Origin of the sequence: Pseudomonas sp. PB101 (assembly GCF_009764265.1) — a bacterium.
Lineage (GTDB): Bacteria > Pseudomonadota > Gammaproteobacteria > Pseudomonadales > Pseudomonadaceae > Aquipseudomonas.
The window spans coordinates 1-22,682 of the sequence record NZ_RWIR01000054.1; the positions used below are offsets into that span (position 1 = coordinate 1).

The following is a 22,682-nucleotide window of genomic DNA, read 5'->3' on the forward strand; positions in this document are numbered from 1 at the left end:
CCGGCGATGGCGCTCTCAAGGACGCTATCGCCGGCAAGCCGGGCTCCTACAGGGCGTGGTTCATCAGGGTTTGCTCGCTGAAATGACCTTGCGCCCAACCATATGCTGCAAATACCCCACCAGCATCCCCAGATCCCCATCCGGCAACACCTCGGCTGAAAACCCGGGCATCTTCGCCTGCGGCCACTGGCGCAAACTCTGTGGATCGCGAATGTAGCGCTTGAGGAAATCCGCACCGAAATACTCGGTCGGGTTGTACGGAATATTCAGGTCCGGCCCGAACTGCGCGTCCCCGGCGCCATTGAGTCGATGGCACGCCAGGCAGTTCTTCTGGAACAAGGCAAACCCCTTGTTCACCGGATCATCCGCCTTCAGGGCCGGATCGGGCAGCAGGGCGGGAAAGCGCTCGGCCACCGGCGCCAGGCGCTTGATGCTCGCCACCTGGAACGGCCATTGTTCGGGGCTGATGTTGCCGGCCTGCGGATCGGTCCAGACCAGATAGAACGGCCCGGCCCCCGGCTTGTCGGCGGACAGCGGTGGCCAGGGTTTGGCCGGGTCTTCAATCGCCAGCCATGCCCGTGCACCCCGGGTATTGAGCAGCGGCGCAGCGGCCATTTCGGCGGCAAAGCCATCCAGGGCCACGGCTTGCAGGTGGTCGTCAGGCTTGATACCGGTCAGCAGTGCGGACAGGGGCACGGCGCGGTAGCTCATGTCCCGTTTGTAGGAAACGTCGTTGCTGATGCTGATGGTTTGCACCTGAGGGTGCTTGAGCAATTCCTCGGTCTGCCAGGTGCGACTGTTCGCGCCCAGCTCCAGGTTCAGCTGTGCGGCATAGAGGGGCGAGCCGAATAGCAGGGCCCCGAGCAGAATGAGCATTTTCAAGTGATCGCCGTCCATGTCGTGGAAGTGCCATCAAGGTTGGCACAGCCACGCTGGCCCGGGTAGCGGGCCAGTCACATTTTGAGAGTGGCAATTCAAAAACTGTGACGCCGTATCTTTTAGACGCGACTAGCCGATGACCTTGGTCAGGTTCGGCAATATCAACAACAGCGTGGTGGCGAAAAGAATGAGCCCGGCTTGACGTACTTTCGATTGTTTGAACATGGCTTGACCGCCTTTTTTGTTATTTCCTGATGCCTGCCTGCATAGCTCCATGTCGGCAGCGCGTTGCACTTCCTGTAGTGACGAGCGCCTCGGCAAAACCCGACGACAACTTCGTACAAGTTCACCTTAGAGCCCGCGCTGCGCTTGGTTTAGATCCATTTCGTATGGTGTCCTTGCGATTTGCTTTAAAAAAGGCATGAGGCCTATTGCCAGCTTCTTTGCCGCCCTTTGGCTAGACAGCTTGGTGTGCTGAATCGGTCAAACCGGTAGCTGACTACCGTCCGTCTGAGCGTGTGCGTCAACGTCTGTGAGCGCTGCGGTCATTGAATCAAACGCGGCTCGGGCCAAGAGTGGGCACTGTGTTTTTACTCTCCTGCACTGCGGTTCGAGGACGTCATGACCCAAGCATTGATTTTCGACGCGTTACGCACGCCCCGTGGCAAAGGCAAGGCCGATGGCGCCTTGCACAGTGTCAAGCCGGTGAACCTGGTAGCCGGTCTGCTCACGGCGCTTCAACAGCGCACGGCGCTGGATACCAGCCAGGTCGATGACGTGGTGCTCGGTTGCGTGACGCCGATCGGTGATCAAGGCTCGGACATCGCCAAGACCGCCGCGCAGGTGGCCGATTGGGATGTCAGTGTGGCGGGGGTACAGATCAACCGTTTCTGTGCCTCGGGGCTGGAAGCGGTCAACCTCGGCGCGATGAAAGTACGCTCCGGTTACGAGGACCTGGTGGTGGTCGGCGGCGTCGAGTCGATGTCCCGGGTGCCGATGGGCAGCGATGGCGGAGCCTGGGCGCTGGACCCGCAAACCAACCTGCACAGCCATTTCACTCCGCAAGGCGTGGGCGCCGACCTGATCGCCACCCTTGAAGGCTTCAGCCGCCAGGACGTCGATGCCTACGCGCTGCATTCCCAGCAAAAGGCTGCGCGGGCACGGGCCGATGGCTCGTTCAACAAGTCGCTGGTGCCGGTGCAGGACCAGAACGGCATCATCCTGCTCGATCACGATGAATTCATCCGCGCCGAATCGACCCTGGAAGGCCTGGGCAAGCTCAAGCCGAGTTTCGAGATGATGGGGCAGATGGGCTTCGATGCCACCGCGCTGCGGGTCTACAGCCATGTCGAGCGGATCAATCATGTGCACACCCCCGGCAACAGCTCTGGGATCGTCGATGGCGCGGCGCTGATGCTCATCGGTTCCGAAGCCAAGGGCCGGGCGCTGGGCCTGCAGCCGCGGGCGCGGATTGTCGCCACGGCGGTCACCAGCACCGATCCGACCATCATGCTCACAGGCCCCGCGCCGGCGACCCGCAAGGCGTTGGCCAAGGCCGGGCTGCGGGTCGAAGACATCGATCTGTTCGAGGTCAACGAGGCATTCGCATCCGTGGTGTTGAAATTCATCAAGGACATGGCCGTCGACCCGGACAAGGTCAATGTCAACGGTGGTTCCATCGCCATGGGGCACCCGCTGGGCGCCACGGGCTGCGCCATTCTCGGCACGCTGCTCGATGAGCTGGAAGCCCGGCGCCTGCGTTATGGCCTCGCGACCCTGTGTGTCGGCGGCGGCATGGGCATTGCCACCATCATCGAACGCCTCTGAGCGCGGATTTCAAGGAACCTAGATATGAGCGAAGCCATTCGTTACGAAAAAGGCCAGGACCAGATCGTTGTCCTGACCATCGACATGCCGGGCCAGAGCGCCAACACCATGAACGCGGTGTACCGCGAGGCCATGGCTGACTGCGTTGCGCGCCTGGTGGCCGAGAAGGACAGCATCGCCGGCGTGATCATCACCTCGGCCAAGAAGACGTTCTTCGCTGGCGGCGACCTCAATGAATTGATCAAGGTCGGCAAACCCGAAGCCAAAGCCTTCTACGACATGGTGCTGACCCTCAAGGCACAGTTGCGCACCCTGGAAACCCTTGGCAAGCCGGTGGTCGCGGCGATCAACGGCGCAGCACTGGGCGGCGGCTGGGAAATCTGCCTGGCCTGCCATTATCGCGTGGCGCTGGATAATCCATCGGTGCAGCTCGGCCTGCCGGAAGTCACCCTCGGCCTGCTGCCAGGCGGTGGTGGCGTGGTGCGCATGGTGCGCATGCTCGGGATCGAAAAAGCCCTGCCGTACCTGCTCGAAGGCAAGAAAGTCCGCCCGCTGCAGGCATTGCAGGCCGGATTGATCGACGCGTTGGCGAGCGATCGCGAAGACCTTCTGGCCAAGGCACGGGAGTGGATCCTGGCCAACCCGGTGGCGGTGCAGCGCTGGGACGTGAAGGGTTACCAGATTCCGGGCGGTACGCCGTCAAGTCCGAAAGTCGCGCAGATGCTGGCGATTGCACCCTCTATCCTGCGCAGCAAAACCCAGTGCACGATGCCCGCGCCGGAGAAGATCCTCTGCGCGGCGGTCGAGGGCGCCCAAGTGGATTTCGACACGGCGCACCTGATCGAAACCCGCTACTTCACCGAACTGACCACGGGTCAGGTCGCGAAGAACCTGATCGGCACGTTCTGGTTCCAGCTCAACGAAATCAACGCTGGCGGCTCGCGGCCTCAAGGCTTTGCGCCGTATGTCACGCGCAAGGTCGGGGTGCTCGGCGCCGGGATGATGGGTGCCGGCATTGCGTTTGTCAGCGCGTCGGCCGGCATCGATGTGGTGCTCAAGGACATCAACCTCGCCGCCGCCGAGAAGGGCAAGGCACATTCGGCGGCGCTGCTGGACAAGAAAGTCGCTCGCGGACAAATGAGCATCGAGCAACGCGATAGCGTGCTGGCGCGCATTCAACCCACTGAAAGCGATGCCGATCTCGCCGGTTGCGACCTGATCATCGAGGCCGTGTTCGAGGATCGTGAGTTGAAGGCCAGGGTCTCGTTGGCTGCACAGAAAGTTGTCGGCCCGGACGCGGTGATCGCCTCCAACACCTCGACCTTGCCGATCAGCGGCCTGGCGTGCGCGGTGCCCGACCAGAGCAAGTTCATCGGCCTGCATTTTTTCAGCCCCGTGGAAAAAATGCCGCTGGTGGAAATCATCAAGGGCGCCAATACCAGCGACGAAACCCTGGCCCGCGGCTTCGATTACGTCCTGCAAATCAAGAAAACCCCGATCGTCGTCAATGACAGCCGCGGCTTCTTCACCTCGCGGGTGTTCGGTACCTTCACCAACGAAGGCATTGCCATGCTGGGCGAGGGCGTCAGCGCGGCGATGATCGAGACCGAAGCGCGCAAGGCCGGCATGCCTGTAGGACCGCTGGCGATCTCTGACGAAGTTTCCCTCAGCCTGATGAACCATATCCGCCAGCAAACGGCCAAAGACCTGCAAGCAGAAGGCAAACCGCTGACGGAGCACCCTGCGTTCGCGGTGATCGACCTGCTGCTCAATGAGTTCAAGCGCCCGGGCAAGGCTGCCGGTGGCGGTTTCTACGAGTATCCGGCGGGCGCCCAGAAACATCTGTGGCCTGAGCTGAAGGCACGTTTCGAGAAAGCCGACGGGCAGATTTCGCCCAAGGATGTACGTGATCGCCTGCTGTTCGTGCAGGCCATCGAAACCGTGCGCTGTGTGGAGGAGGGCGTGTTGACCTCGACGGCGGACGCCAACATCGGCTCGATCTTCGGCATCGGTTTCGCCGCCTGGACCGGCGGTGCGCTGCAGTTCATCAACCAGTACGGCGTGGAGGACTTTGTCGCCCGCGCCCAGTACCTGGCCAGGCAGTATGGCGAGCGGTTCGCGCCACCGGCCTTGCTGCTGGAGAAGGCCGCGAAAGGGGAGGCCTTCTAAGGGCGTGATGATGCATTTCCGGGCTTGCCTTGTGACGGTGTTTCAGGGCAGGCTCTGGGGTGTGCATTATTCCCATCACGTGTCAGGTATTTTTTATGTCGTTACGCATCTGCATTCTGGAAACCGACCACCTGCGTCCGGAATTGGTTGACCAATATCAGGGCTACGGGCAGATGTTCAAACACCTGTTTTCGCAGCAGCCGATTGCCGCCGAGTTCACGGTCTACAACGTGGTGCAGGGTGAATACCCAAGCGACGACCTGACATTCGACGCCTACCTGGTAACGGGCAGCAAGGCCGACTCCTTCGGCACCGACCCGTGGATCGAAACCCTCAGGAAATACCTGCTGACCCGCTACGAGCGCGGCGACAAGCTGCTGGGCGTGTGCTTCGGCCATCAGTTGCTGGCATTGCTGCTCGGTGGCAAGAGCGAGCGTGCGACCCAGGGCTGGGGTGTCGGTACGCACAATTACAAAATGGCCGCCAAGGCGCCATGGATGAGTCCGGTACGTGAAGAGCTGACGTTGTTGATCAGCCACCAGGACCAGGTCACGTCGCTGCCGGAGAACGCCACGGTCATCGCTTCCAGCGATTTCTGCCCGTATGCCGCCTACCACATCAACGATCAGGTGCTGTGCTTCCAGGGGCATCCGGAATTCATCCACGACTACTCCCGTGCCCTGTTGGACATTCGCCAGGAGGCGCTGGGCCAGCATATCTACTCAAAAGGCATTTCGAGCCTCGAACACGAGCACCACGGCGCGACGGTGGCCGAGTGGATGATGCGGTTTGTTGCGCACAAGCCTCAAACGACTTGAAGCAAAAGCTTCGCTGGCAAGCCAGCTCCTACATTGATCCCCGAGGATCCACTGTAGGAGCGAGCCTGCTCGCGAAGGTCGTGAACGATAACGCGTAGAACCAGGCACACAGCGGCGCCCTTGAGCGTTTACAACCACCCGGACTTCTTGAAACTCGCCCACAACCCCACGCATCCCACCGCAATGAACCCCAGCACCCCGAAATAGCCGTAGTGCCAGGTCAACTCCGGCATGTTCTGGAAGTTCATCCCGTAAATCCCCGCCACCGCCGTCGGGAAGGCCAGAATCGCCGCCCAGGCTGCAAACTTGCGTTGCACCACGCTCTGGCGCGAGGCCTCCAGCAGCACCCCGACCTCAATCGTCTGGCTGGCAATATCCGCCAGGGTCGTCAGGTCTTCCATCTGCCGCGTTACATGGATCTGCACGTCGCGAAAGTACGGGCGCATGTTTTTGTCGATGAACGGGAAGCTCAACTTTTGCAGTTCTTCACCGATTTCCACCATCGGCGCGGCAAACCGACGCAAACGCAACACATCGCGACGCAGACTGTGAAGCTTTTGAATGTCGCGCTCATTCAGCGCGCTGCACATCACGTTGCGTTCCAGCTCATCGATCTCGGCGTGGATCGCCTCGCCCATCGGCTGGTAGTTTTCAATGACGAAATCGAGGATGGCATAGAGTACGAAATCTTCCCCGTGCTCAAGCAACAGCGGACGCGCCTCACAGCGTTGTCGGACGTAGGCGTAGGACGCCGAGTGGCCGTTGCGGGCGGTAATGATGTAGCCATTGCCGGCAAAGATATGCGTCTCGATGAACTTGAGCTTGCCGTCTTCCCTGATGGGCGAATACGTCACGATGAACAGCGCATCGCCGAAGGTTTCCAGCTTCGGCCGGCTGTGCTTTTCCAGCGCGTCTTCAATGGCCAGTTCATGCAGGTTGAACTGGCGTTGCAGGTTGTAGAGTTCCTCGGCGTTCGGCTCTTCGAGGCCGATCCAGACAAAGTGGCCGGGCTTGGCCGCCCAGGCTGCGCCTTCGTCGAGGGTGATATTGGTGACTTTCTTACCGGCGCTATAAACCGCAGCAGCAACAACTCTACCCATGATGGTGGTTCACTTCTTCTTGGCAGATTTCAATTGGCAACAAATGTTACGGCAGTGTCGACCAGCTTAGCCTCGCAAGTGTTTGAGAGTCAGTTAAATCTGCCGAGTTCGCAGGTAAAGTCTCCAGGCAAAAGAAAACCCGCACCAGGCGGGTTTTTTGTTCAGGCGGCTTGCAGTTGCCGGTCCATCGACTCGATGCATTCACGCATCTGCTCGCGGCACCGGGCAATCAGCAGGGGCATGTCGTCCAGGCTCAATCCGGCGGTGGGAATCGCCGGCAACGAGCGAATCAGGATGTTCCCGCTGCGCCAGCGGTTCAATCGCATGTGTTTGACGTAACTGCTGACACACACCGGCACGATCGGCACTCCGGCGGCAATGGCCATCTGGAAGGCGCCTTTCTTGAAGGGCAGCAAGTCCTCACCCAGGTTGCGCGTACCTTCCGGGAAAACCCAGATCGAGGTGTCCTTGTTCTGCAGGGTGTGGGTGGTGGTCAGCATCGACTGGCGCGCCTTGTGCGCATTGCCGCGGTCGATCAGTACGTTGCCGGCCAGCCAGAACAGTTGCCCGAACAGCGGCACCCATTTCAGGCTCTTTTTGCCGATGCACACGGTACGGCGTGGCACCACGTTGCCAAACACAAACAGATCGTAGTTGGACTGATGATTGGCGATGATCACGCAGCTGTCAGGTTTATCCATCAACGGCCCGACGTCGGCCTTCACCCGCAAACGCAAGATACGCATGGCCGGCCATGCGTACAGGCGTGCGCACAGACGGCTGTTGTCCGGGTTGAAGGGCCGGCACAGGCCGAGAATCACACCCAGCACACCCGCCACGATAAAGTGCAAGCCCATCAATGACATACGCAACAAAAACAGCATTTACAGGCCCCACCGGGACAAAAGGTGGCGCAGTGTACGGATGTGCACTGTTTTCGGCAATTGCTCCCGGGGAAGCGGGAGATAGCCGATGTTTGAGCTGATGTTTCCGACTCATTGGTCAGATGCGATCTAGAGCGGTCACAGGCGTTCAACACTGGATCTGAATGAAAAAGCCCGACACGACGGTCGGGCTTTTCATTGCAGCAGATCCGGGCTTAACCCAAATGTTCCTGGTCCTGGATGATTGCGTTGTCCAGAGCCTCCAGCAGCGCTTTGCGCACTTTCAACTTGGTGTTCTTGTGCGCGGTCATGTTGATCTTCTTCAACTGGCGAGCGGCCGCCAGTGCCGCGCCCTGCAGTTCGTCAGCCGCCACCACGACATCAAGGAAGCCGGCTGTCACGGCGCCTTGTGGGTTGAACATCTCACCGTTGACCACCGAACGCTGAAGCGCCACCTTGTTCAGGCGATCACGGGCGATCTCGATGCCTGCGTGGTGCATGGTCATGCCGATCTGCACTTCGTTGAGGCCGATGCTGAACGGACCGTCCACACCGATGCGATAGTCGGCCGACAACAACAGGAATGCGCCCTTGGCCACCGCGTGTCCCGGGCATGCAACGATCACCGGGAAAGGGTGCGACAACAGGCGACGGGCCAGGGTCGAGCCGGAGGTCACCAGCGCCACGGCTTCTTTAGGACCGGACGTCATCACCTTCAGGTCATAACCGCCGGACAGAATGCCTGGCTGGCCGGTAATGATCACCACCGCACGATCAGTCACTGCCTGATCCAGCGCAGCGTTGAACGCGGCAATCACATCCGGGGAGATGGCATTGACCTTGCCATTGCTCAAGGTCAGGGTCGCGATACCGTCTTCGAGATGGTAGGAAATCAACTCACTCATGACGCTATTCCTTTCATTAAAGTTGGGCAGACGTTACCCACCGCCGCAGGCCAGGTAAAGCGCCGTGACTGACCCGCCAGTCACCCTTTGCCTGCCCGCCACGCGTAGCCCGCCATGCCTGCTGCGCATTCCCCTCTATATAGAAGAGCGCGCGAAGCCGAAGATTGGCCGGTTTGCCATGGCCCGGAACGAGCGCAAACGCCGAATCGCGTTAACCGCATGAAAATTCTGAAAAAAATGTTTGCCATCGGAAAAGCTTTCGACTACATTAGCGCGCCTCGACAGACAGAACATGTTTGAAGAGATACGGTGAAGTGTCCGAGTGGCTTAAGGAGCACGCCTGGAAAGTGTGTATACAGGAAACTGTATCGAGAGTTCGAATCTCTCCTTCACCGCCACATTCTGAAGACCCCCGCAAACTTATGGTTTGCGGGGGTTTTTCTTTTTCGGCTGTACTACTCCTGATATCCCGCCACTTGCGAGTGACTCTGCTACGTCAGATCAAGTCGCTCCAACGCATAGTCCTTGCCTGCCAGGGTCAGTTCAAAAGTGGTAGCGCCGAACGTACCCCGGGTCACTTTTTGCATCACCAGGTGTTTAACCTGGAGTTGCTTCAGGCCGTCTTCCACTTCCACTTTGCTCAGTGAGACAAGTTTGCAAATGGAGTCCAGGTTTGCAATTTTTCTGAAGTTTGCGTGATAGGCCAAGGCTTCCATCAGCAGCGTTTGGTTGTCTGTCAGTTGTGGAAACTGAGGGTTGTTGTTCTTGTAGATCTTTCGCTCTATCTCATGTAGCTCGCCGTAAACGCCATCAGTGGTGCGGTAGAAGTAAATCGCTACAGCCAAGGCAATGACCAAAGCCACGAAAATCAGCAGAAGTGACCAATTCGGTACTGGCGTTTCCAAACCCAGCCAGCTCCACGCACCCAGCAACCAGGTCTTGGTATCTGCCAGCAACGTCATGTCGAAGTAGGTGTCGAGCAACTTTGTGGCAATTATCAAGGCAATAAGGAAGCCTGCGGCCACGTAGGCCAGCACCTTGAAAGGGATCGGGGAATGATTGCCTTCTGCTGCCATGCTGCTGGTCTCCAGTGCAGGGAACCGATGTTTCAGCATAGCAGCAGGGCACTCCGGCATTGGCCGCGCCAGATTTGATCATGCCGCCGGCAGAATAAGCGTGACGGTGCCGGTCTTTGATACGCTGGCTGATCTTCTGAACAGGAACAAACAGCAATGATCACCACCACAACCCATTCCATTGAAGGCCGGCAAATTACGGCTTACCTGGACATCGTCAGCGCCGAGTCGGTGCAGGGGATCAACGTCGTTCGCGACGTGTTTGCCGGGATGCGCGACTTTTTCGGCGGGCGCTCCCAGACGCTGGAGCGAGCGTTGCAGGAAGCACGCATTCAGGCCACCGATGAAATCAAGGAGCGGGCGCGGGCGCTTCAGGCGGACGCGGTGGTGGGGCTCGATTACGAGATCAGCATGCCGGCTGGCAAGGGCGGGATGGTCGTGGTGTTTGTCACCGGGACTGCGGTCAAGTTGCGCTGAACGTGCGCCGCCATTCGTCGGTCATGGAAGAGTCCGAACGGCAAGTCCGTTAGTGACCGGCTAGTCTCAAAAACCTTGGCGATCGATATTCTTTCAGGCAAAGGGCTTGCCGGTGTCGATCGCGCTTCTTGAAAAGGGGTGAAGAGATGGCTGATCCGTATATCGAAGACGATGGTGCAGAGTTTCCGATCAACAACAGTGTGCGGTGTGGCCAGACCCAGTATGTGGCCAGTTTCGGCGAAGACCAGACAGAGGTCGACAAGATCAAGACCAGGGCGTGCCGGGTACTGAAGGGCAAATTCCTGCCCAAGGTGACAGCGCCGGTCAGGAAGTGAACGAACGCTGGCAAACCCCGTCTTTGAACGGGGTTTTTCATGTCTGTAACAGGATTTTCAAGGGCCTGATCTTTCACAAACTTTTCACAACACCCTGCGTAGGCTCGACTCATCCGTTAGAAAGCAACATCTGGCCCGTTTCCCCAGCGGGCTTTTTTTTGTCCGCGATAAAACCTTTTGCATAAATGCTGTCCAACCGTCGCCAATCGCGAAGTTGTCCGCGCAACAGCATTCAATCTCGCCCCCCTTTTTTTGTGTACCCCCTATTTTTGAGGTTTTTGTCATGCGTTTATCACTGCCCGCTCTGGTTCTGGGGCTTCTGGTTGCTCAAGGTGCAATGGCTGGCGACGGCACTGCCGCGCTGGGCGGTGGCCTGGGCGGCGCATTGGGTAACGTTGTCGGCCAGAAGATGGGCGGCAGCACGGGCGCAGCGATTGGTGCGGGCGTCGCTGGCGCGGCGGGCAGCGCGGTTGCCGCCAAGAAGGGTCATCGCACCAGCGCAGCCATTGGTGGTGGTGTCGGTGCGGCCGGTGGTTCGGTGATCGGTAACAGCCTGGGTGGCAAGTCCGGTTCCACCATCGGTGCAGGCCTGGGCGGTGCATTGGGCGGCGGCGTAGGCAGCAACCTGGCCAAGGGTCACAAGCGTCACTGATGCTGATCCAGATATGAAAAGAGCCCGGCTTATGCCGGGCTTTTTCATATATGAACGTTTCACGCCGCCGCGGCTCAAATCTTCCATACCCTTGAAGAAAGCGAGGCGTGCCATGAACACGGAAACCGGCGGCAAGCAAAACGTAGCTCGACGATTGATGTTGCCTGCGATTGTTTTTGGATTGCTGGTCTCTCAGGCAGCGCTGGCAGGAGGCAATGGCGATGCCGCAGTGGGCAGTGGTCTGGGTGGGGTGCTGGGCAACGTTGTCGGCGGTCAGGTCGGTGGCAGTACGGGTGCAGCGGTCGGCGCGGGTGTCGGCGGCGCGGCCGGCGGTGCCATTGCCGCGCCCAAGCGCAATCGCACTGAAGCGGCCGTAGGCGGCGGCTTGGGCGCGGCGGGCGGATCGCTGCTCGGCAACAGTCTTGGCGGCTCGACCGGATCGGCCATCGGCGCAGGTGTTGGCGGTGCGGCCGGCGGTGCGATCGGCAATGACCTGGGGGATGGCAGTGGCGGCTCCCATTCCGGTGGCGGGCATAAACACTCGAACAAACACCACAAAAAGCATCACTGATTGAGCGAGGCATTCCATGACTCCGGAAACTGAAGGCAAGGAAGAAAAAGGCCCGAGCGGGCTGCCGTTCATCAACGATCCGGGCAATGAAGACCCCGGGTCGCTGATGGATGACGCGACAGTGCCGCTTAACGATGCCGATGACGCGGGCGATGTGGGCAATATTGAGTTTGAAGACGAGGAAGAGGACGAAGACTGATTGAGCGCTTGTCTCTCTGGACAAGCGCGGCCATCGTCCCGTCCTGCACTTCAGATCAAATGAGAGGTGCGATATGAGCACTGATCCGAAAGTTTTCGACGATGATGACACTCCGGAATATCCGCTGCCGTCACCTACCGATCCCTTGAGTCGCGACCAGCGTCCGCCGGACGACGATGCAGGCGTGGAGCAAGTGCCGAGCGATGACGATGTCGAGGCAGTCCCGCGAGATCGCGAAGATGCCGATGCCGATGGCTCGCCAGAGCGGTCTGTTTCGATGCAACCGTGAGAATGCCCGGGCTTGATTACTCAGGAATTTGCAGGAATCGACCTGAGTGGGTCGTTCAACCCCGGCGGATCTTCCCATCCCGTCGGATTTCGGCTGTACCGATACGGGTTCAACCCACCGGCCAACCCGAGCGGAGCCGGCGTCAAGTAGCGACCTGAGTCCGGATGATAGTAGCGATGCCGGCTGTAATGCAGACCCGTCTCGGCGTCGAAGTATTGCCCCTGAAACCGTAGTGGCTGTTCGAATCGTCCGCGGTCATCGCCGCGAAATTTGCCGTGGGCGGTGTATTTGCCTGTCCAGATGATGGCGCCGCTGTAGGTGGTCAGTTCCAGCGGGGTGCCGAGGTGGTCGAGTTGGTAGTAGAACGGGCAGGCATCAGCCCGGCCTTTGCCATCGAGCAGCGCCAGCGGGCGCAAGTTGCCGGGTTCGTAGACGTAGCTGCGGTAGTGCCCGGGGCCGCTTTCGGCGATGAGCCGGTCGCCTTGCCAGAAGAATTGCGTGGTGTAGTCGTCCACGGTTTTGCGGATGCGTCGACCGAAGGCGTCGTAGCCGTAGCTGGCACTTTTACCGTCCGCAGTACTGACGCCGATCAGGCGGTGCTGGTTATCGTAGGTGTATTGCGTGACCTGGGACCGAGTACCACGGCGATCGCGGATCAGGTTGCCGAAGGCGTCGTAATCGTAGTGACTGTCGTTATTGCGGATCAGACGGTTGCCCCGCAGCACGCAGGGGCCGGGACGGTCATGGATCAGCAGGTTGCCGGCCGGGTCGTGGCTGAAGTTCTCTGCGTACTGGTCGCGAGCGTGACGTACGCCGATCAGGCGGTCGAGTGCATCGTATTGATAACGGCGTGCACCGTGGCGGCTGTCGACAATCTGCAAGAGGTTGCCCTTGGGGCTGTAGGCATATTCGCGGTGGTACAGCGGTCGTTGTTTCTGGCTGACGGAATGGGTCTGCAAACGGCCCTGCTCATCGTAGGCGTAATCGCTGAGCAGCAGGCCCTGTTGGCGTTGCCGCTCGCGCCCGCCAACAAAACGATGGCTGGTCAGGCGCCTGCCGTTGAGGTCGATGGCAGTGAGGGCACCGCCTTTGACGCGGTGGTAGACGAGGACACAAGCATCTGGCAGGCGCAGGCCCTTGAGCCGGCCACAGACGTCATAGTCGTAACACAGGGTTCCCCAACCCTGATGCTCGGTGAGCAGTCGATCCTGAAGGTCGTATTCGAACCGCAGCGCAGGGTCCTGGCCATCATCGACGCTGATCAGGCGACCGAGGTTGTCGTAGCGGTACTCGACCTTGACCCCATCGGGCAGGATTTTGACCAGTAACCGCCCGGCGCTGTCACGCTGATAGGCGGTCACCAACTGTGTGCCATCGTCGCCAAACTCAGTTTTTACCGCCAACTGGCCGTTGAGGTCGTAACTGTAGTCGGTACGACGTCCATCGAAGGCGGTCTCCTGTCGGATCAATCCGCCTGGGCTGTAGTCCAGGCGATAAGTGTCGCCGACTTCGTTTTCGATCTCGGTGAGCAACAGTTGCGCATGCTCATAGCGGTACTTCAGCGTGCTGCCGTCAGGGTTGATCCGGCGGCTGACCAGGTGCAGGTCGTCGGCGTATTCGTAACGGGTGACCCGTCCCAGTTCGTCGGTGTCGGCGATGACCTGGCCGTAGGCGTTGTAGCGCCAGGCACGGCAGGCCCCGGTGGGCAGGGTGGTGCGGGTCAGTCGACCTGCGGCGTCCCACTCGTTCGAGGTGATGGCTCCGTGTTCGTCCTGCCGGGTCATCTGCCTCCCCAGCGAATCGTAGGAAAAAATGCGCCGGCCACCATCGGGCAAGGTTTCTTCGAGCAATTGCCCCAAGGCGTTCCAGACAAACCGGTGCTCGCTGAGGTCAGGTAAGCGGATCGTCAGCAAGCGTCCCTGCGGGTCGTAGCAGTAGCGGCTGACATGCCCGTCGGGATCGGTGACGGCAGTGATGTCGCCCCTGGCATTGCGCTGATAGGTCCACGTCGCCTGGCCGCGGGTGCGAGCATGCAGGAAACCGTGGCGATACTCGAAGAACTCGGGCGCCTCATCCGGCGCAAGCAGCGCGACCAGCCGACCGGCTTCGTCATAATGGTATTCGGTGACGGCGCCGAGAGCGTCCTGTTCGGCGATCAGGCGACTCTGATCGTCGTAAGCCTTGTGCTGCACACCGCCGTCCTGCCCGACCTGGCACACCAGTCGCGCGCGGTCGTCATGAACGTAGATCTCTTCGCTGCCGTCGGTGTGGTAAACCGTCACGCAGCCTTGATCGTCCCAGGCGTAATGCACGTCCATCTGCGCAAACGAAGCCCAGTGATGGATGCAGCGGGCAGCCTTGCCGGAGCGTTCCCACGCCCAGAAGAAACTCGCTCCACCCGCCAGTTGGCGTTGCAGGATGACGTGCTGCTCGTCGTAGTCGTAGCGTTCGCTTTCACCCGTGGCGTTGGTTGCCTCGATCAGGCGATGACGGGCGTCGTAACGGTAGCTGGCGAGTGTTTGCTCGGTGCGCCAGGTGTGCGCTTGGGGGCCGCAGCGCTGAAACACCTGATAGTCGACGGCCACCAAATGCTTGAGGTCGTAACGCAGCGACAAGGCACGGCCGGCGCCGCTGTCCAGGCGCTCAATCCGCCCAAGGCTGTCGCGCTGTACCGTCAGACGGTTGTCGCAGGCGTCGCTGATCACGCTCAGTCGGCCGTCGCGAAAATGAAAGAAACGTGGCGCGTCGCCGGCGGGTGCGATGACCAGTTCGTCCGGCTCTTCGCCGAGGTAAATCGCCGCCTGCGTCAGTCTGTGGCGGATCACCGGGCGCGCAGTCGTCGGCCATGGAAATGGCGTGCGGCGGGTTTCGGGGTCGATCCACAGCACTTGCTCGCCGTGGAATTCCAGGTGCTGGCACAGCGAGTGACGCCAGCCAAAACCGAGGCCACTGTCGAGTTCGACGACGCGGGTGCGATAGAGGCGGGTGAAGTCGAATGACAAGATCCCGTCGAGCGTGCCGTCCGTGAGGGTCAGTAGCACTTCGCCGGTGACCATCGACACCGGGCCGTCGTGGGCCTTTTTGGGATCGAACATCTGCAGACTTTCGCTTGGCGGAATGTAGGACGTGAGACTCTGAGCAGGATCTGCAAGAAAAGAAGTCAGGAAAGTTAGCGTTTGGCGTAGGTCAATTCGCTAAATCACGAGAGCCATTCGCCCTGGATCGGGATTTCATCGTTGCTCAGAGCCAGCAGCGCTCGTTATGCTGCTGAATCCTTTAATCCATTCGGGCAGCCGGCCGTATCCGAGCCGCCCGGTGCCTGCGAAAACGGATCAGATGCGATGAATGCACCCCTGAAAGCATTCGGCCCGATCAAGGCCGTGATTTTCGATATGGACGGCTTGTTGCTGGACACGGAGGGCATCTACACCGAAGTCACGTCCATCATCGCCGCGCGTTACGGCCGAACGTTCGACTGGAGCATCAAGCAGAACATCATCGGTCGCGGTGCCGGCGATCTGGCGCGCTATGTGGTTGAAGCACTGGACCTGCCGATGACCGCCGAAGAGTTCCTGGTGGTCCGCGAGCCGCTGATGCGCGAGCGCTTTCCTACAGCGCAAGCAATGCCTGGCGCACAGGAGCTGGTCCGGCATCTGAAGGCCAACAACATTCCCATTGCCGTCGGCACCAGTTCCTCAAGCCAGTCGTTCGCTCAGAAAACCACCTTGCACCGCGACTGGTTCGCCCTGTTCGACTTCATCGTCACTGCCGATGACCCCGAGGTCGGCGCGGCCAAGCCGGCACCGGATATTTTCCTGACGGCGGCACGGCGCCTGGGCGTCGCGCCCGAGGATTGCCTGGTGTTCGAGGATTCGCCCTTTGGTGTCACCGCGGCGAAAGCGGCGGGGATGACGGCGATCGCCATTCCGGATGCGGCAATGGCGGACGCAAAATACGCACACGCCGACGGCATTCTTCGTACGTTGAAGGCGTTCGAGCCGCATGCTTTTGGTTTGCCGGCGCTTGAGTGGACCTGACGCCAGATAAAAAATGTGGGAGCGAGCAAGCCCGCTCCCACATTTGCTTTGCGTTTAGTGCATCAGGCGCCGAAACCACCGTCGATGGTCAGGCTGGCCCCGGTGATGTAGCCCGCCTCAGGGCTGACAAGGTAGGCGACGAAGCTGGCGATCTCTTCGGCCTTGCCGTAACGGCCCACGGCCATCAGCGGGATCAGGCTATCCGCAAAGTCACCGTGGGCCGGGTTCATGTCGGTATCGACCGGGCCCGGTTGCACGTTATTGATGGTGATGCCTTGCGGGCCGAGATCACGGGCCAGGCCTTTGGTCAGGCCGACCAGCGCCGACTTGCTCATGGCGTAGGGGCCGCCACCGGCGAAGGGCATGCGGTCGGCGTTGGTGCTGCCGATGTTGATGATGCGACCGCCTTCGGTCATGTGCTTGGCGGCGGCCTGAGTGGCGATGAACACGCTGCGCACGTTGATGGCCAGGGTCTGGTCGAAATCTTCGAGCTTGAACTCGGCCAGCGGAGCGACGGCCAGTACACCGGCATTGTTGACCAGGATGTCCAGGCGACCGAAGGCTTCCACCGTGGCGGTCACGGCACCGCGGATCGCCTCGGCGTCGGCGCTGTCGGCCTTGATGGCCAGGGCCTTGCCGCCCTTGGCGGTGATGCCGTCTTGCAGTTCTTCAGCCTTGGCCGTCGAGCTTACATAAGTGAAGGCAACGGTCGCGCCTTCAGCGGCCAGGCGCTTGACGATGGCTGCACCGATGCCGCGGGAACCACCTTGAATCAATGCCACTTTGCCGCTGAGGTTCTGAGTAGTCATGTCGGTCTCCAAGTCCCGAGGCGAGATGTCCCGGTTGATGGAGCCTAGTATCGATTCGGGATTACCTGCTGTGTAGACCATGATTACGATAGTCTGTGTAAACCAGAAGTTTATAGTGGCGCCTATGGAAACCTTCAGCAGTATCGAATGCTTTGTACGCAGCGCCGAGGTCGGCAGCTTCGCTGAAGCTGCGCGGCGCCTGAGCCTGACACCGGCGGCGGTGGGCAAGAGCGTTGCCAAGCTCGAGGCACGCCTGGGCGTCAGACTGTTCCAGCGCAGCACGCGCAGGCTGACGCTGACGGAAGCCGGGCAATTGTTTCTCGGCGAAGTCAGCGGCAGTCTGCACACGATCCAGAACGCCGTGGCCAATCTCGCCAGCGCCGGAGGTCAGCCGGCGGGCACCTTGAAAGTCAGCATGGGCACGGTATTTGGCTGCCTGTACATAGTGCCGATGCTCGGCGAGTTTCTGCGGCGATACCCGGCGATCAACCCGGACTGGCATTTCGACAACCGCCAGGTCGACCTGATCGGGCAGGGGTTCGACGCGGCAATCGGCGGTGGCTTCGAATTACCCCAGGGCGTGGTTGCGCGCAAGCTGAGTCCGGCGCATCGGGTGCTGGTGGCTTCGCAGGCTTATCTGGAGGCGCATGAGCCGATCAGCGAACCGGATGACCTCAAGCGCCATGACGGGATTCTGATCCGCTCGCCGCAAACCGGTCGCGTGCGCTCCTGGCAGTTGACCCATCGCAATCAGCATCACAGCCCGTTGACGCTCAAGACGCGGATGACCATGAGCGATTCCGAGGCGGCCTGCGTCACCGCCGCCCAAGGTCTGGGCATCGCGCTGGTGAGCATGCCATTCGCCTCGGGATACCTGGAGACCGGCAGGTTGCAGCGGGTGTTGCCGGACTGGTACATCGACGACGGCCACACCTCCATCTATTACGCCGAACACAAGCTGCTGCCCGGCAAGACCCGGGCGTTTGTCGAATTCGTCATTGAGCAGTTTGCCGAGCGGGGGCTGGGGCAGCGGTTCAGTGCGGTCTGAGTCTGGCTTGAGACCGAGGTGCCCCAATCGCGGGCAAGCCCGCTCCCACAGGGACTGCACTGGACCCTGTGGGAGCGGGCTTGCCCGCGATGAACGATAACGCGGTTTATCGGGCAAACCGAGCCGGCCAGCCAATGATGTTTTTCGGCCGCGGCATTGCATAGGTCCGCACTTTCGAGGTCGACAGCCCCAGCCGCACCAGCGACTCGGCAATGGTCACCGCCGCCGTCACCCCGTCCACCACCGGTACACCGGTGCGCCGGCGAATCTGCTCGTCCAGCCCGGCCATGCCACCGCAGCCCAGGCAAATCACTTCGGCCTTGTCCTGGGTCACCGCCAGTTCGGCCTGATGCACGATGGCTTCCAGAGCGCGTTGCGGTTCGTGCTCCAGCTCCAGCACCGCCAAACCACTGGCCCGGACCGAGGCGCAACGGTCCCAGAGGCCGGAGAGCTTGAGGCGGTCTTCGATCAGCGGCACGGTGCGGTCGAGGGTGGTGACCACCGAGTAGGCGTGGCCGAGAAACATCGCCGTGCTGGCGGCGGCATCGGTAATGTCCACCACCGGCACGTTGAGCAGCTCCTGCAAGCCTTCACGGCCGTGCTCGCCGTAGCCGGCCTGGATCACCGCGTCGAAAGGCTGGTCGTAGGACATCACTCGGTCCATGACCGCGATCGCCGCCAGGTAACTTTCAAAATTGCCCTCGATGGAGTCGGCGCCGAAGTGCGGGGTGAGGCCGACGATTTCCGTGCCGGGCGATGCGACGGCCTGCGCCGAGCGGGCGATGGCCTGGGTGATGGATTCGGTGGTGTTGACGTTGACCACGAGAATGCGCATGGGGAGTCCTTATTGCAGAGGGTTCTGCGGCCCGACAGGGTCAGGCCGCGGCGGGATCAATGACTGACGTTGTCGACCGCGATGGTTTCGCCGCTGACATCGGCGTAGTGCGGTTGGCGTTTGGCGATGATCAGGTAGAGCATCCCGGCGATGCCGGCACCAATCAGCCAGGAGAACGGCGACACGCTGTGGAACCCTGGCACCAGGGCCAGGACGATGGCGATCAGGGCGGCGGGAATGAACGCCGCCACCGCGCGCAAATTGACGCCGCGGCTGTAGTAATACACGCCGTCGGGGTCTTCGCTGTACAACTGCGGCACGTTGACCTGGCCTTTGCGAACCAGCCAGTAGTCGACCATGATCACGCCGTACAACGGGCCGAGCAGGGCACCGAGGCCGGACAGGAAATACACGATCACCAGCGGGCTGTTGTAGAGGTTCCACGGCAGGATCAGCACGGCGATGGTCGCGCTGATCAGGCCGGCGCGGCGGAAGGTCAGGTACTTGGGCGCCAGGTTGCTGAGGACGAACGCCGGGGCGACGAAGTTGGCCATGATGTTCACTGCCACGGTGACGATCAGGAACGCCAGGCAACCGAGCACCAGGAAGAAGGTGTTGGGGATCGAGGCGATGATCTCGGTCGGGCTTTCGATGATCCGGCCATTGATCTGGAACTGCGCGCCGCAGAGCAGGACGGTGATGGCGGCGAACACCAGGATGTTCACCGGCAGGCCCCAGAAATTGCCGACCTTGATGGTCTTGCGGCACGGCGAAGAGCGGGCGAAGTCGCAGAAGTTGAGGATCAGGGTGCCGTAGATCGCCAGCCACAACGCGCCGCCGGCAAAGATGTTGCGCCACATCTCGCCGCCAGTCAGCGGTTCGCGGATCGACCAGGCGATGGTCGCGTTGGCCTGGAAGTACATCCAGGCGGCGAGGGCGGCGACGGTCAGCAGAATCACCGGGCCGGCAAACGCCTCGTAGCGCCGCACCATCTCCATGCCATAGGCAAGGATCGCCAGTTGCACGAACCAGATCGCGACGAAACACACCCAGCCCAGTGTCGACAGGCCGAGTATCGAGTCGTGGTCGTAGTCGGCGAAGCCGGGGTGGACCGCCGTCAACAGCACGCGAAAGACGACGGACGCAAGGTACGTCTGAATCCCGAACCAGGCGATGGCGATCACGGCGCGGATCAGTGCAGGAATCTGCGCCCCGTGAATGCCGAAACTGATCCGGCTGATGACCGGAAACGGCACACCGGTTTTCTGGCCCATGTAGCCGGAGAGGTTCATGAAGAAGTACACCAGCGCCGCGCCGATCCCCAGCGAAAGGAGAATCTGCCAGCCACCCAGACCCAGCGCATACAAGCCGATGGCGAAGGAGTAGTTGGCGATGTTGTGAACATCGTTGGTCCACAGCGCAAAGATGCTGTAGCGCCCCCAGCGCCGGCCTTCGGCCTTGGTTGGCGCCAGATCCTTGTTATGCAGCCTCGGACTCAGCACGACGGGGGCGTGATGCGCCTGATTGTCGGCGGTGTGGGTGGAATGGGAGGAGGGTAGATCCAGCGCGATATTGTTGTTTGAGAGACTAGTACGCATTCCGGCAGGCTCCTGATGCTCGACGCCGCGATGACTGTGCATGAGCGCGTGGCTCGACAAATCTTCGTCGCGGTGTAGCGAATATCATTGGTTACGGGGCATCTGCAGCCTGTACGGGATAGGGCGCTTCAGGCTTGCGGATCTAAAGTGTGTGTATGTTTTGTGTTGATTGTATACAAAACATGTATGCACTTAAGCGAGTTCCATGCCAGCCGGAGGTTCTATGCCGGGCGCTGTTCATTTCGTTTTGTTATGGCGTTTCGCCAAGCTGCTGAAAAAAATGAAATATAAATTGACCGTTTGAACAGGTATTTATTTTCAGGAAGGGATTCAGAGAAACGCGGCGACGCCAGGTGGGCGGAGGGATGTAACTTTTGGGGGCGTAGAAACATAAAGTGCACACATAAATGGCACCGATGGTGACATTCCTGTGTACACATTTTTTGTGGGAGCGAGCCTGCTCGCGATGGTCGTTAACGATAACGCGGGGTGCCAGATACCCCGCTGCGTTCTCGGGTTTATCGCGAGCAGGCTCGCTCCTACAGGGGGTTAAGCTTTGGATTTGCTGATGATGTTGCCGGCATGCAACCCGCATTCTTTCTGGGTCGCTTCTTCCCACCACCAGCGGCCTTCGCGCTCGTGCTGGTTCGGCAGGACCGGGCGGGTGCAGGGCTCGCAGCCGATGCTGATGAAACCGCGCTCGTGCAGGCTGTTGTACGGCAGCTCCAGCATGCGAATGTAGCCCCAGATCTCTTCGCTGGTCATTTGTGCCAGCGGGTTGAACTTGTACAGCGTGCGTTCCGGGGTGGAGAAGGCGCTGTCGACTTCCATCACCGCCACAGCGCTGCGGGTGCCGGGGCTCTGGTCGCGACGCTGGCCGGTGGCCCAGGCCGTTACGCCGGACAGCTTGCGGCGCAGCGGTTCGATCTTGCGGATGCCGCAGCATTCGCCATGGCCGTCCTTGTAGAAGCTGAACAGGCCTTTTTCCTTCACGAAAGGTTCGAGCTTGGTGTAGTCCGGCGACACCAGCTCGATGTCGATCTTGTAGTGCTCGCGCACCTGATCGATGAAACGGTAGGTCTCGGGGTGCAAGCGGCCAGTGTCGAGGCTGAACACCTTGACGTTCTTGTTCAGCTTCCAGGCCATGTCCACCAGCACCACGTCCTCGGCGCCGCTGAAAGATATCCACAGGTCATCGCCGAACTCGGCAAACGCGAGTTTCAGAATGTCCTGGGCGGATTTGTTGGCATAGGTCGTGGCGAGTTCCACGACGTCGAACGTTGGGCTCATCAGGGCGGCTTCCTACAGGTCGGTGGCGCTGGGCGCTCTATATGGGGCCGATGGTAACAAAAAGCTGCACGGGCCGGGGCATCCTCTGCGTTGCGCAGGCAGGCCCGAGTCGCTAGAGTTCGGCAGTCTTTTTGCTCGCTCGACTCAATAATCAATACAAATGGGAGTGTCTTGTGGAAATTGCCTGTCTGGATCTTGAAGGTGTGCTGGTTCCGGAAATCTGGATCGCCTTCGCCGAAAAAACCGGGATCGAATCCCTCAGGGCCACCACCCGGGACATTCCCGACTACGACGTGCTGATGAAACAGCGCCTGCGGATTCTCGACGAGCACGGCCTGAAGCTCTCCGACATCCAGGAAGTGATCGCCACGCTCAAGCCGCTGGACGGCGCCATCGAGTTCGTCGACTGGCTGCGCGAACGCTTCCAGGTGGTGATCCTGTCGGACACCTTCTATGAGTTTTCCCAGCCGCTGATGCGCCAGCTGGGCTTCCCGACCTTGCTCTGCCATCGTCTGATTACTGACGATTCCGGTCGAGTGACGAGCTATCAATTGCGTCAGAAAGATCCCAAGCGCCAGTCGGTTTTGGCGTTCAAGAGCCTTTACTACCGAGTGATCGCGGCGGGGGATTCCTACAACGACACCACGATGTTGGGTGAGGCGGATGCGGGGATTCTGTTCCATGCACCTGACAATGTGATTCGCGAGTTTCCGCAGTTCCCGGCGGTGCACAGCTTTGAAGAGCTGAAGCAGGAATTCATCAAGGCTTCGAACCGGGCCTTGAGTTTGTAGTCATCAAATAGGGCCTCATCGCGGGCAAGCCACGCTCCCACAGGTTTGTGTCGAACCACAATTGTGCGATCAACACAAACCTGTGGGAGCGTG

21 protein-coding genes, 1 tRNA gene and 1 pseudogene are annotated in these 22,682 nt (G+C 60.4%); 13 read left to right on the forward strand and 10 right to left on the reverse strand.

What is annotated here, in order from left to right; translation table 11 throughout:
* Nucleotides 1-63: 63 nt before the first annotated feature.
* The gene (locus EI969_RS16695; protein ID WP_160388760.1) at nt 64-897 is read right to left on the reverse strand and encodes a cytochrome c; all 834 of its coding nucleotides are present in this window, start codon (nt 895-897) and stop codon (nt 64-66) included.
* A gap of 603 nt (nt 898-1,500) precedes the next feature.
* On the opposite strand from EI969_RS16695, the gene EI969_RS16700 reads away from it, so the two are divergent.
* The 3 genes from EI969_RS16700 to EI969_RS16710 all read left to right on the forward strand — a co-directional run bounded on the left by EI969_RS16700 (nt 1,501) and on the right by EI969_RS16710 (nt 5,693).
* A complete protein-coding gene (locus EI969_RS16700; RefSeq protein ID WP_160388761.1) occupies nt 1,501-2,706 on the forward strand; it encodes an acetyl-CoA C-acetyltransferase in 1,206 nt (401 codons plus the stop codon).
* Nucleotides 2,707-2,730: 24 nt separating this feature from the next.
* On the forward strand, nt 2,731-4,875 hold the full coding sequence (locus EI969_RS16705; protein ID WP_160388762.1) for a 3-hydroxyacyl-CoA dehydrogenase NAD-binding domain-containing protein: 2,145 nt from the start codon (nt 2,731-2,733) through the stop codon (nt 4,873-4,875).
* Nucleotides 4,876-4,970: 95 nt separating this feature from the next.
* The gene (locus EI969_RS16710) at nt 4,971-5,693 is read left to right on the forward strand and encodes an amidotransferase (protein WP_160388763.1); all 723 of its coding nucleotides are present in this window, start codon (nt 4,971-4,973) and stop codon (nt 5,691-5,693) included.
* A gap of 128 nt (nt 5,694-5,821) precedes the next feature.
* On the opposite strand, the gene EI969_RS16715 is transcribed toward EI969_RS16710, so the two are convergent.
* From EI969_RS16715 to EI969_RS16725, 3 genes are all read right to left on the reverse strand, one after another.
* The gene (locus EI969_RS16715; protein WP_160388764.1) at nt 5,822-6,793 is read right to left on the reverse strand and encodes a magnesium and cobalt transport protein CorA; all 972 of its coding nucleotides are present in this window, start codon (nt 6,791-6,793) and stop codon (nt 5,822-5,824) included.
* Between the two features lie 161 nt (nt 6,794-6,954).
* Complete coding sequence (locus EI969_RS16720) at nt 6,955-7,677, reverse strand: 1-acyl-sn-glycerol-3-phosphate acyltransferase (RefSeq protein WP_160388765.1); 723 nt, start codon at nt 7,675-7,677, stop codon at nt 6,955-6,957.
* A gap of 215 nt (nt 7,678-7,892) precedes the next feature.
* A complete protein-coding gene (locus EI969_RS16725) occupies nt 7,893-8,582 on the reverse strand; it encodes a crotonase/enoyl-CoA hydratase family protein (protein ID WP_160388766.1) in 690 nt (229 codons plus the stop codon).
* Between the two features lie 308 nt (nt 8,583-8,890).
* On the opposite strand from EI969_RS16725, the gene EI969_RS16730 reads away from it, so the two are divergent.
* Nucleotides 8,891-8,980, forward strand: a tRNA-Ser gene (locus EI969_RS16730).
* A 93-nt stretch (nt 8,981-9,073) separates the two neighbouring features.
* On the opposite strand, the gene EI969_RS16735 is transcribed toward EI969_RS16730, so the two are convergent.
* Nucleotides 9,074-9,658 carry a hypothetical protein gene (locus tag EI969_RS16735; protein WP_160388767.1) on the reverse strand — a complete coding sequence of 195 codons (585 nt, stop codon included), beginning with the start codon at nt 9,656-9,658 and terminating at the stop codon, nt 9,074-9,076.
* A 156-nt stretch (nt 9,659-9,814) separates the two neighbouring features.
* On the opposite strand from EI969_RS16735, the gene EI969_RS16740 reads away from it, so the two are divergent.
* From EI969_RS16740 to EI969_RS16765, 6 genes are all read left to right on the forward strand, one after another.
* Nucleotides 9,815-10,135: a YbjQ family protein gene (locus tag EI969_RS16740; protein WP_160388768.1), complete on the forward strand. Its 321-nt coding sequence runs from the start codon at nt 9,815-9,817 to the stop codon at nt 10,133-10,135.
* 146 nt (nt 10,136-10,281) lie between these two features.
* Entirely contained in the window at nt 10,282-10,470 is a 189-nt protein-coding gene (locus EI969_RS16745) for a hypothetical protein (RefSeq protein ID WP_032829518.1), read from the forward strand.
* Between the two features lie 283 nt (nt 10,471-10,753).
* A complete protein-coding gene (locus EI969_RS16750) occupies nt 10,754-11,122 on the forward strand; it encodes a bacteriocin (protein WP_160388769.1) in 369 nt (122 codons plus the stop codon).
* A gap of 112 nt (nt 11,123-11,234) precedes the next feature.
* The gene (locus EI969_RS16755) at nt 11,235-11,693 is read left to right on the forward strand and encodes a YMGG-like glycine zipper-containing protein (RefSeq protein WP_160388770.1); all 459 of its coding nucleotides are present in this window, start codon (nt 11,235-11,237) and stop codon (nt 11,691-11,693) included.
* 16 nt (nt 11,694-11,709) lie between these two features.
* Entirely contained in the window at nt 11,710-11,892 is a 183-nt protein-coding gene (locus tag EI969_RS16760) for a hypothetical protein (RefSeq protein WP_160388771.1), read from the forward strand.
* Between the two features lie 73 nt (nt 11,893-11,965).
* Nucleotides 11,966-12,181, forward strand: a complete 216-nt coding sequence (locus tag EI969_RS16765) for a hypothetical protein (protein WP_160388772.1) — start codon at nt 11,966-11,968, stop codon at nt 12,179-12,181.
* 20 nt (nt 12,182-12,201) lie between these two features.
* On the opposite strand, the pseudogene EI969_RS16770 reads toward EI969_RS16765, so the two are convergent.
* A pseudogene (locus EI969_RS16770) lies at nt 12,202-15,249 on the reverse strand (RHS repeat-associated core domain-containing protein); the annotation flags it as partial.
* 273 nt (nt 15,250-15,522) lie between these two features.
* Here EI969_RS16770 and EI969_RS16775 point away from each other — a divergent pair.
* On the forward strand, nt 15,523-16,218 hold the full coding sequence (locus EI969_RS16775) for an HAD-IA family hydrolase (protein ID WP_160388773.1): 696 nt from the start codon (nt 15,523-15,525) through the stop codon (nt 16,216-16,218).
* A 62-nt stretch (nt 16,219-16,280) separates the two neighbouring features.
* Here EI969_RS16775 and EI969_RS16780 read toward each other — a convergent pair whose 3' ends face one another.
* Nucleotides 16,281-17,027 carry a 3-oxoacyl-ACP reductase family protein gene (locus EI969_RS16780; RefSeq protein WP_160388774.1) on the reverse strand — a complete coding sequence of 249 codons (747 nt, stop codon included), beginning with the start codon at nt 17,025-17,027 and terminating at the stop codon, nt 16,281-16,283.
* 124 nt (nt 17,028-17,151) lie between these two features.
* Between EI969_RS16780 and EI969_RS16785 the strand changes: the two genes are divergently transcribed.
* Nucleotides 17,152-18,075, forward strand: a complete 924-nt coding sequence (locus EI969_RS16785; RefSeq protein ID WP_160388775.1) for a LysR family transcriptional regulator — start codon at nt 17,152-17,154, stop codon at nt 18,073-18,075.
* 106 nt (nt 18,076-18,181) lie between these two features.
* Here EI969_RS16785 and EI969_RS16790 read toward each other — a convergent pair whose 3' ends face one another.
* The 3 genes from EI969_RS16790 to EI969_RS16800 form a co-directional block, all read right to left on the reverse strand.
* The gene (locus tag EI969_RS16790; protein WP_160388776.1) at nt 18,182-18,910 is read right to left on the reverse strand and encodes an aspartate/glutamate racemase family protein; all 729 of its coding nucleotides are present in this window, start codon (nt 18,908-18,910) and stop codon (nt 18,182-18,184) included.
* A 56-nt stretch (nt 18,911-18,966) separates the two neighbouring features.
* On the reverse strand, nt 18,967-20,508 hold the full coding sequence (locus tag EI969_RS16795; RefSeq protein WP_160388777.1) for an NCS1 family nucleobase:cation symporter-1: 1,542 nt from the start codon (nt 20,506-20,508) through the stop codon (nt 18,967-18,969).
* Between the two features lie 549 nt (nt 20,509-21,057).
* A complete protein-coding gene (locus EI969_RS16800; protein WP_160388778.1) occupies nt 21,058-21,798 on the reverse strand; it encodes a phosphoadenylyl-sulfate reductase in 741 nt (246 codons plus the stop codon).
* Between the two features lie 173 nt (nt 21,799-21,971).
* On the opposite strand from EI969_RS16800, the gene thrH reads away from it, so the two are divergent.
* Nucleotides 21,972-22,589, forward strand: a complete 618-nt coding sequence (thrH, locus tag EI969_RS16805) for a bifunctional phosphoserine phosphatase/homoserine phosphotransferase ThrH (protein ID WP_160388779.1) — start codon at nt 21,972-21,974, stop codon at nt 22,587-22,589.
* Nucleotides 22,590-22,682: the final 93 nt, after the last annotated feature.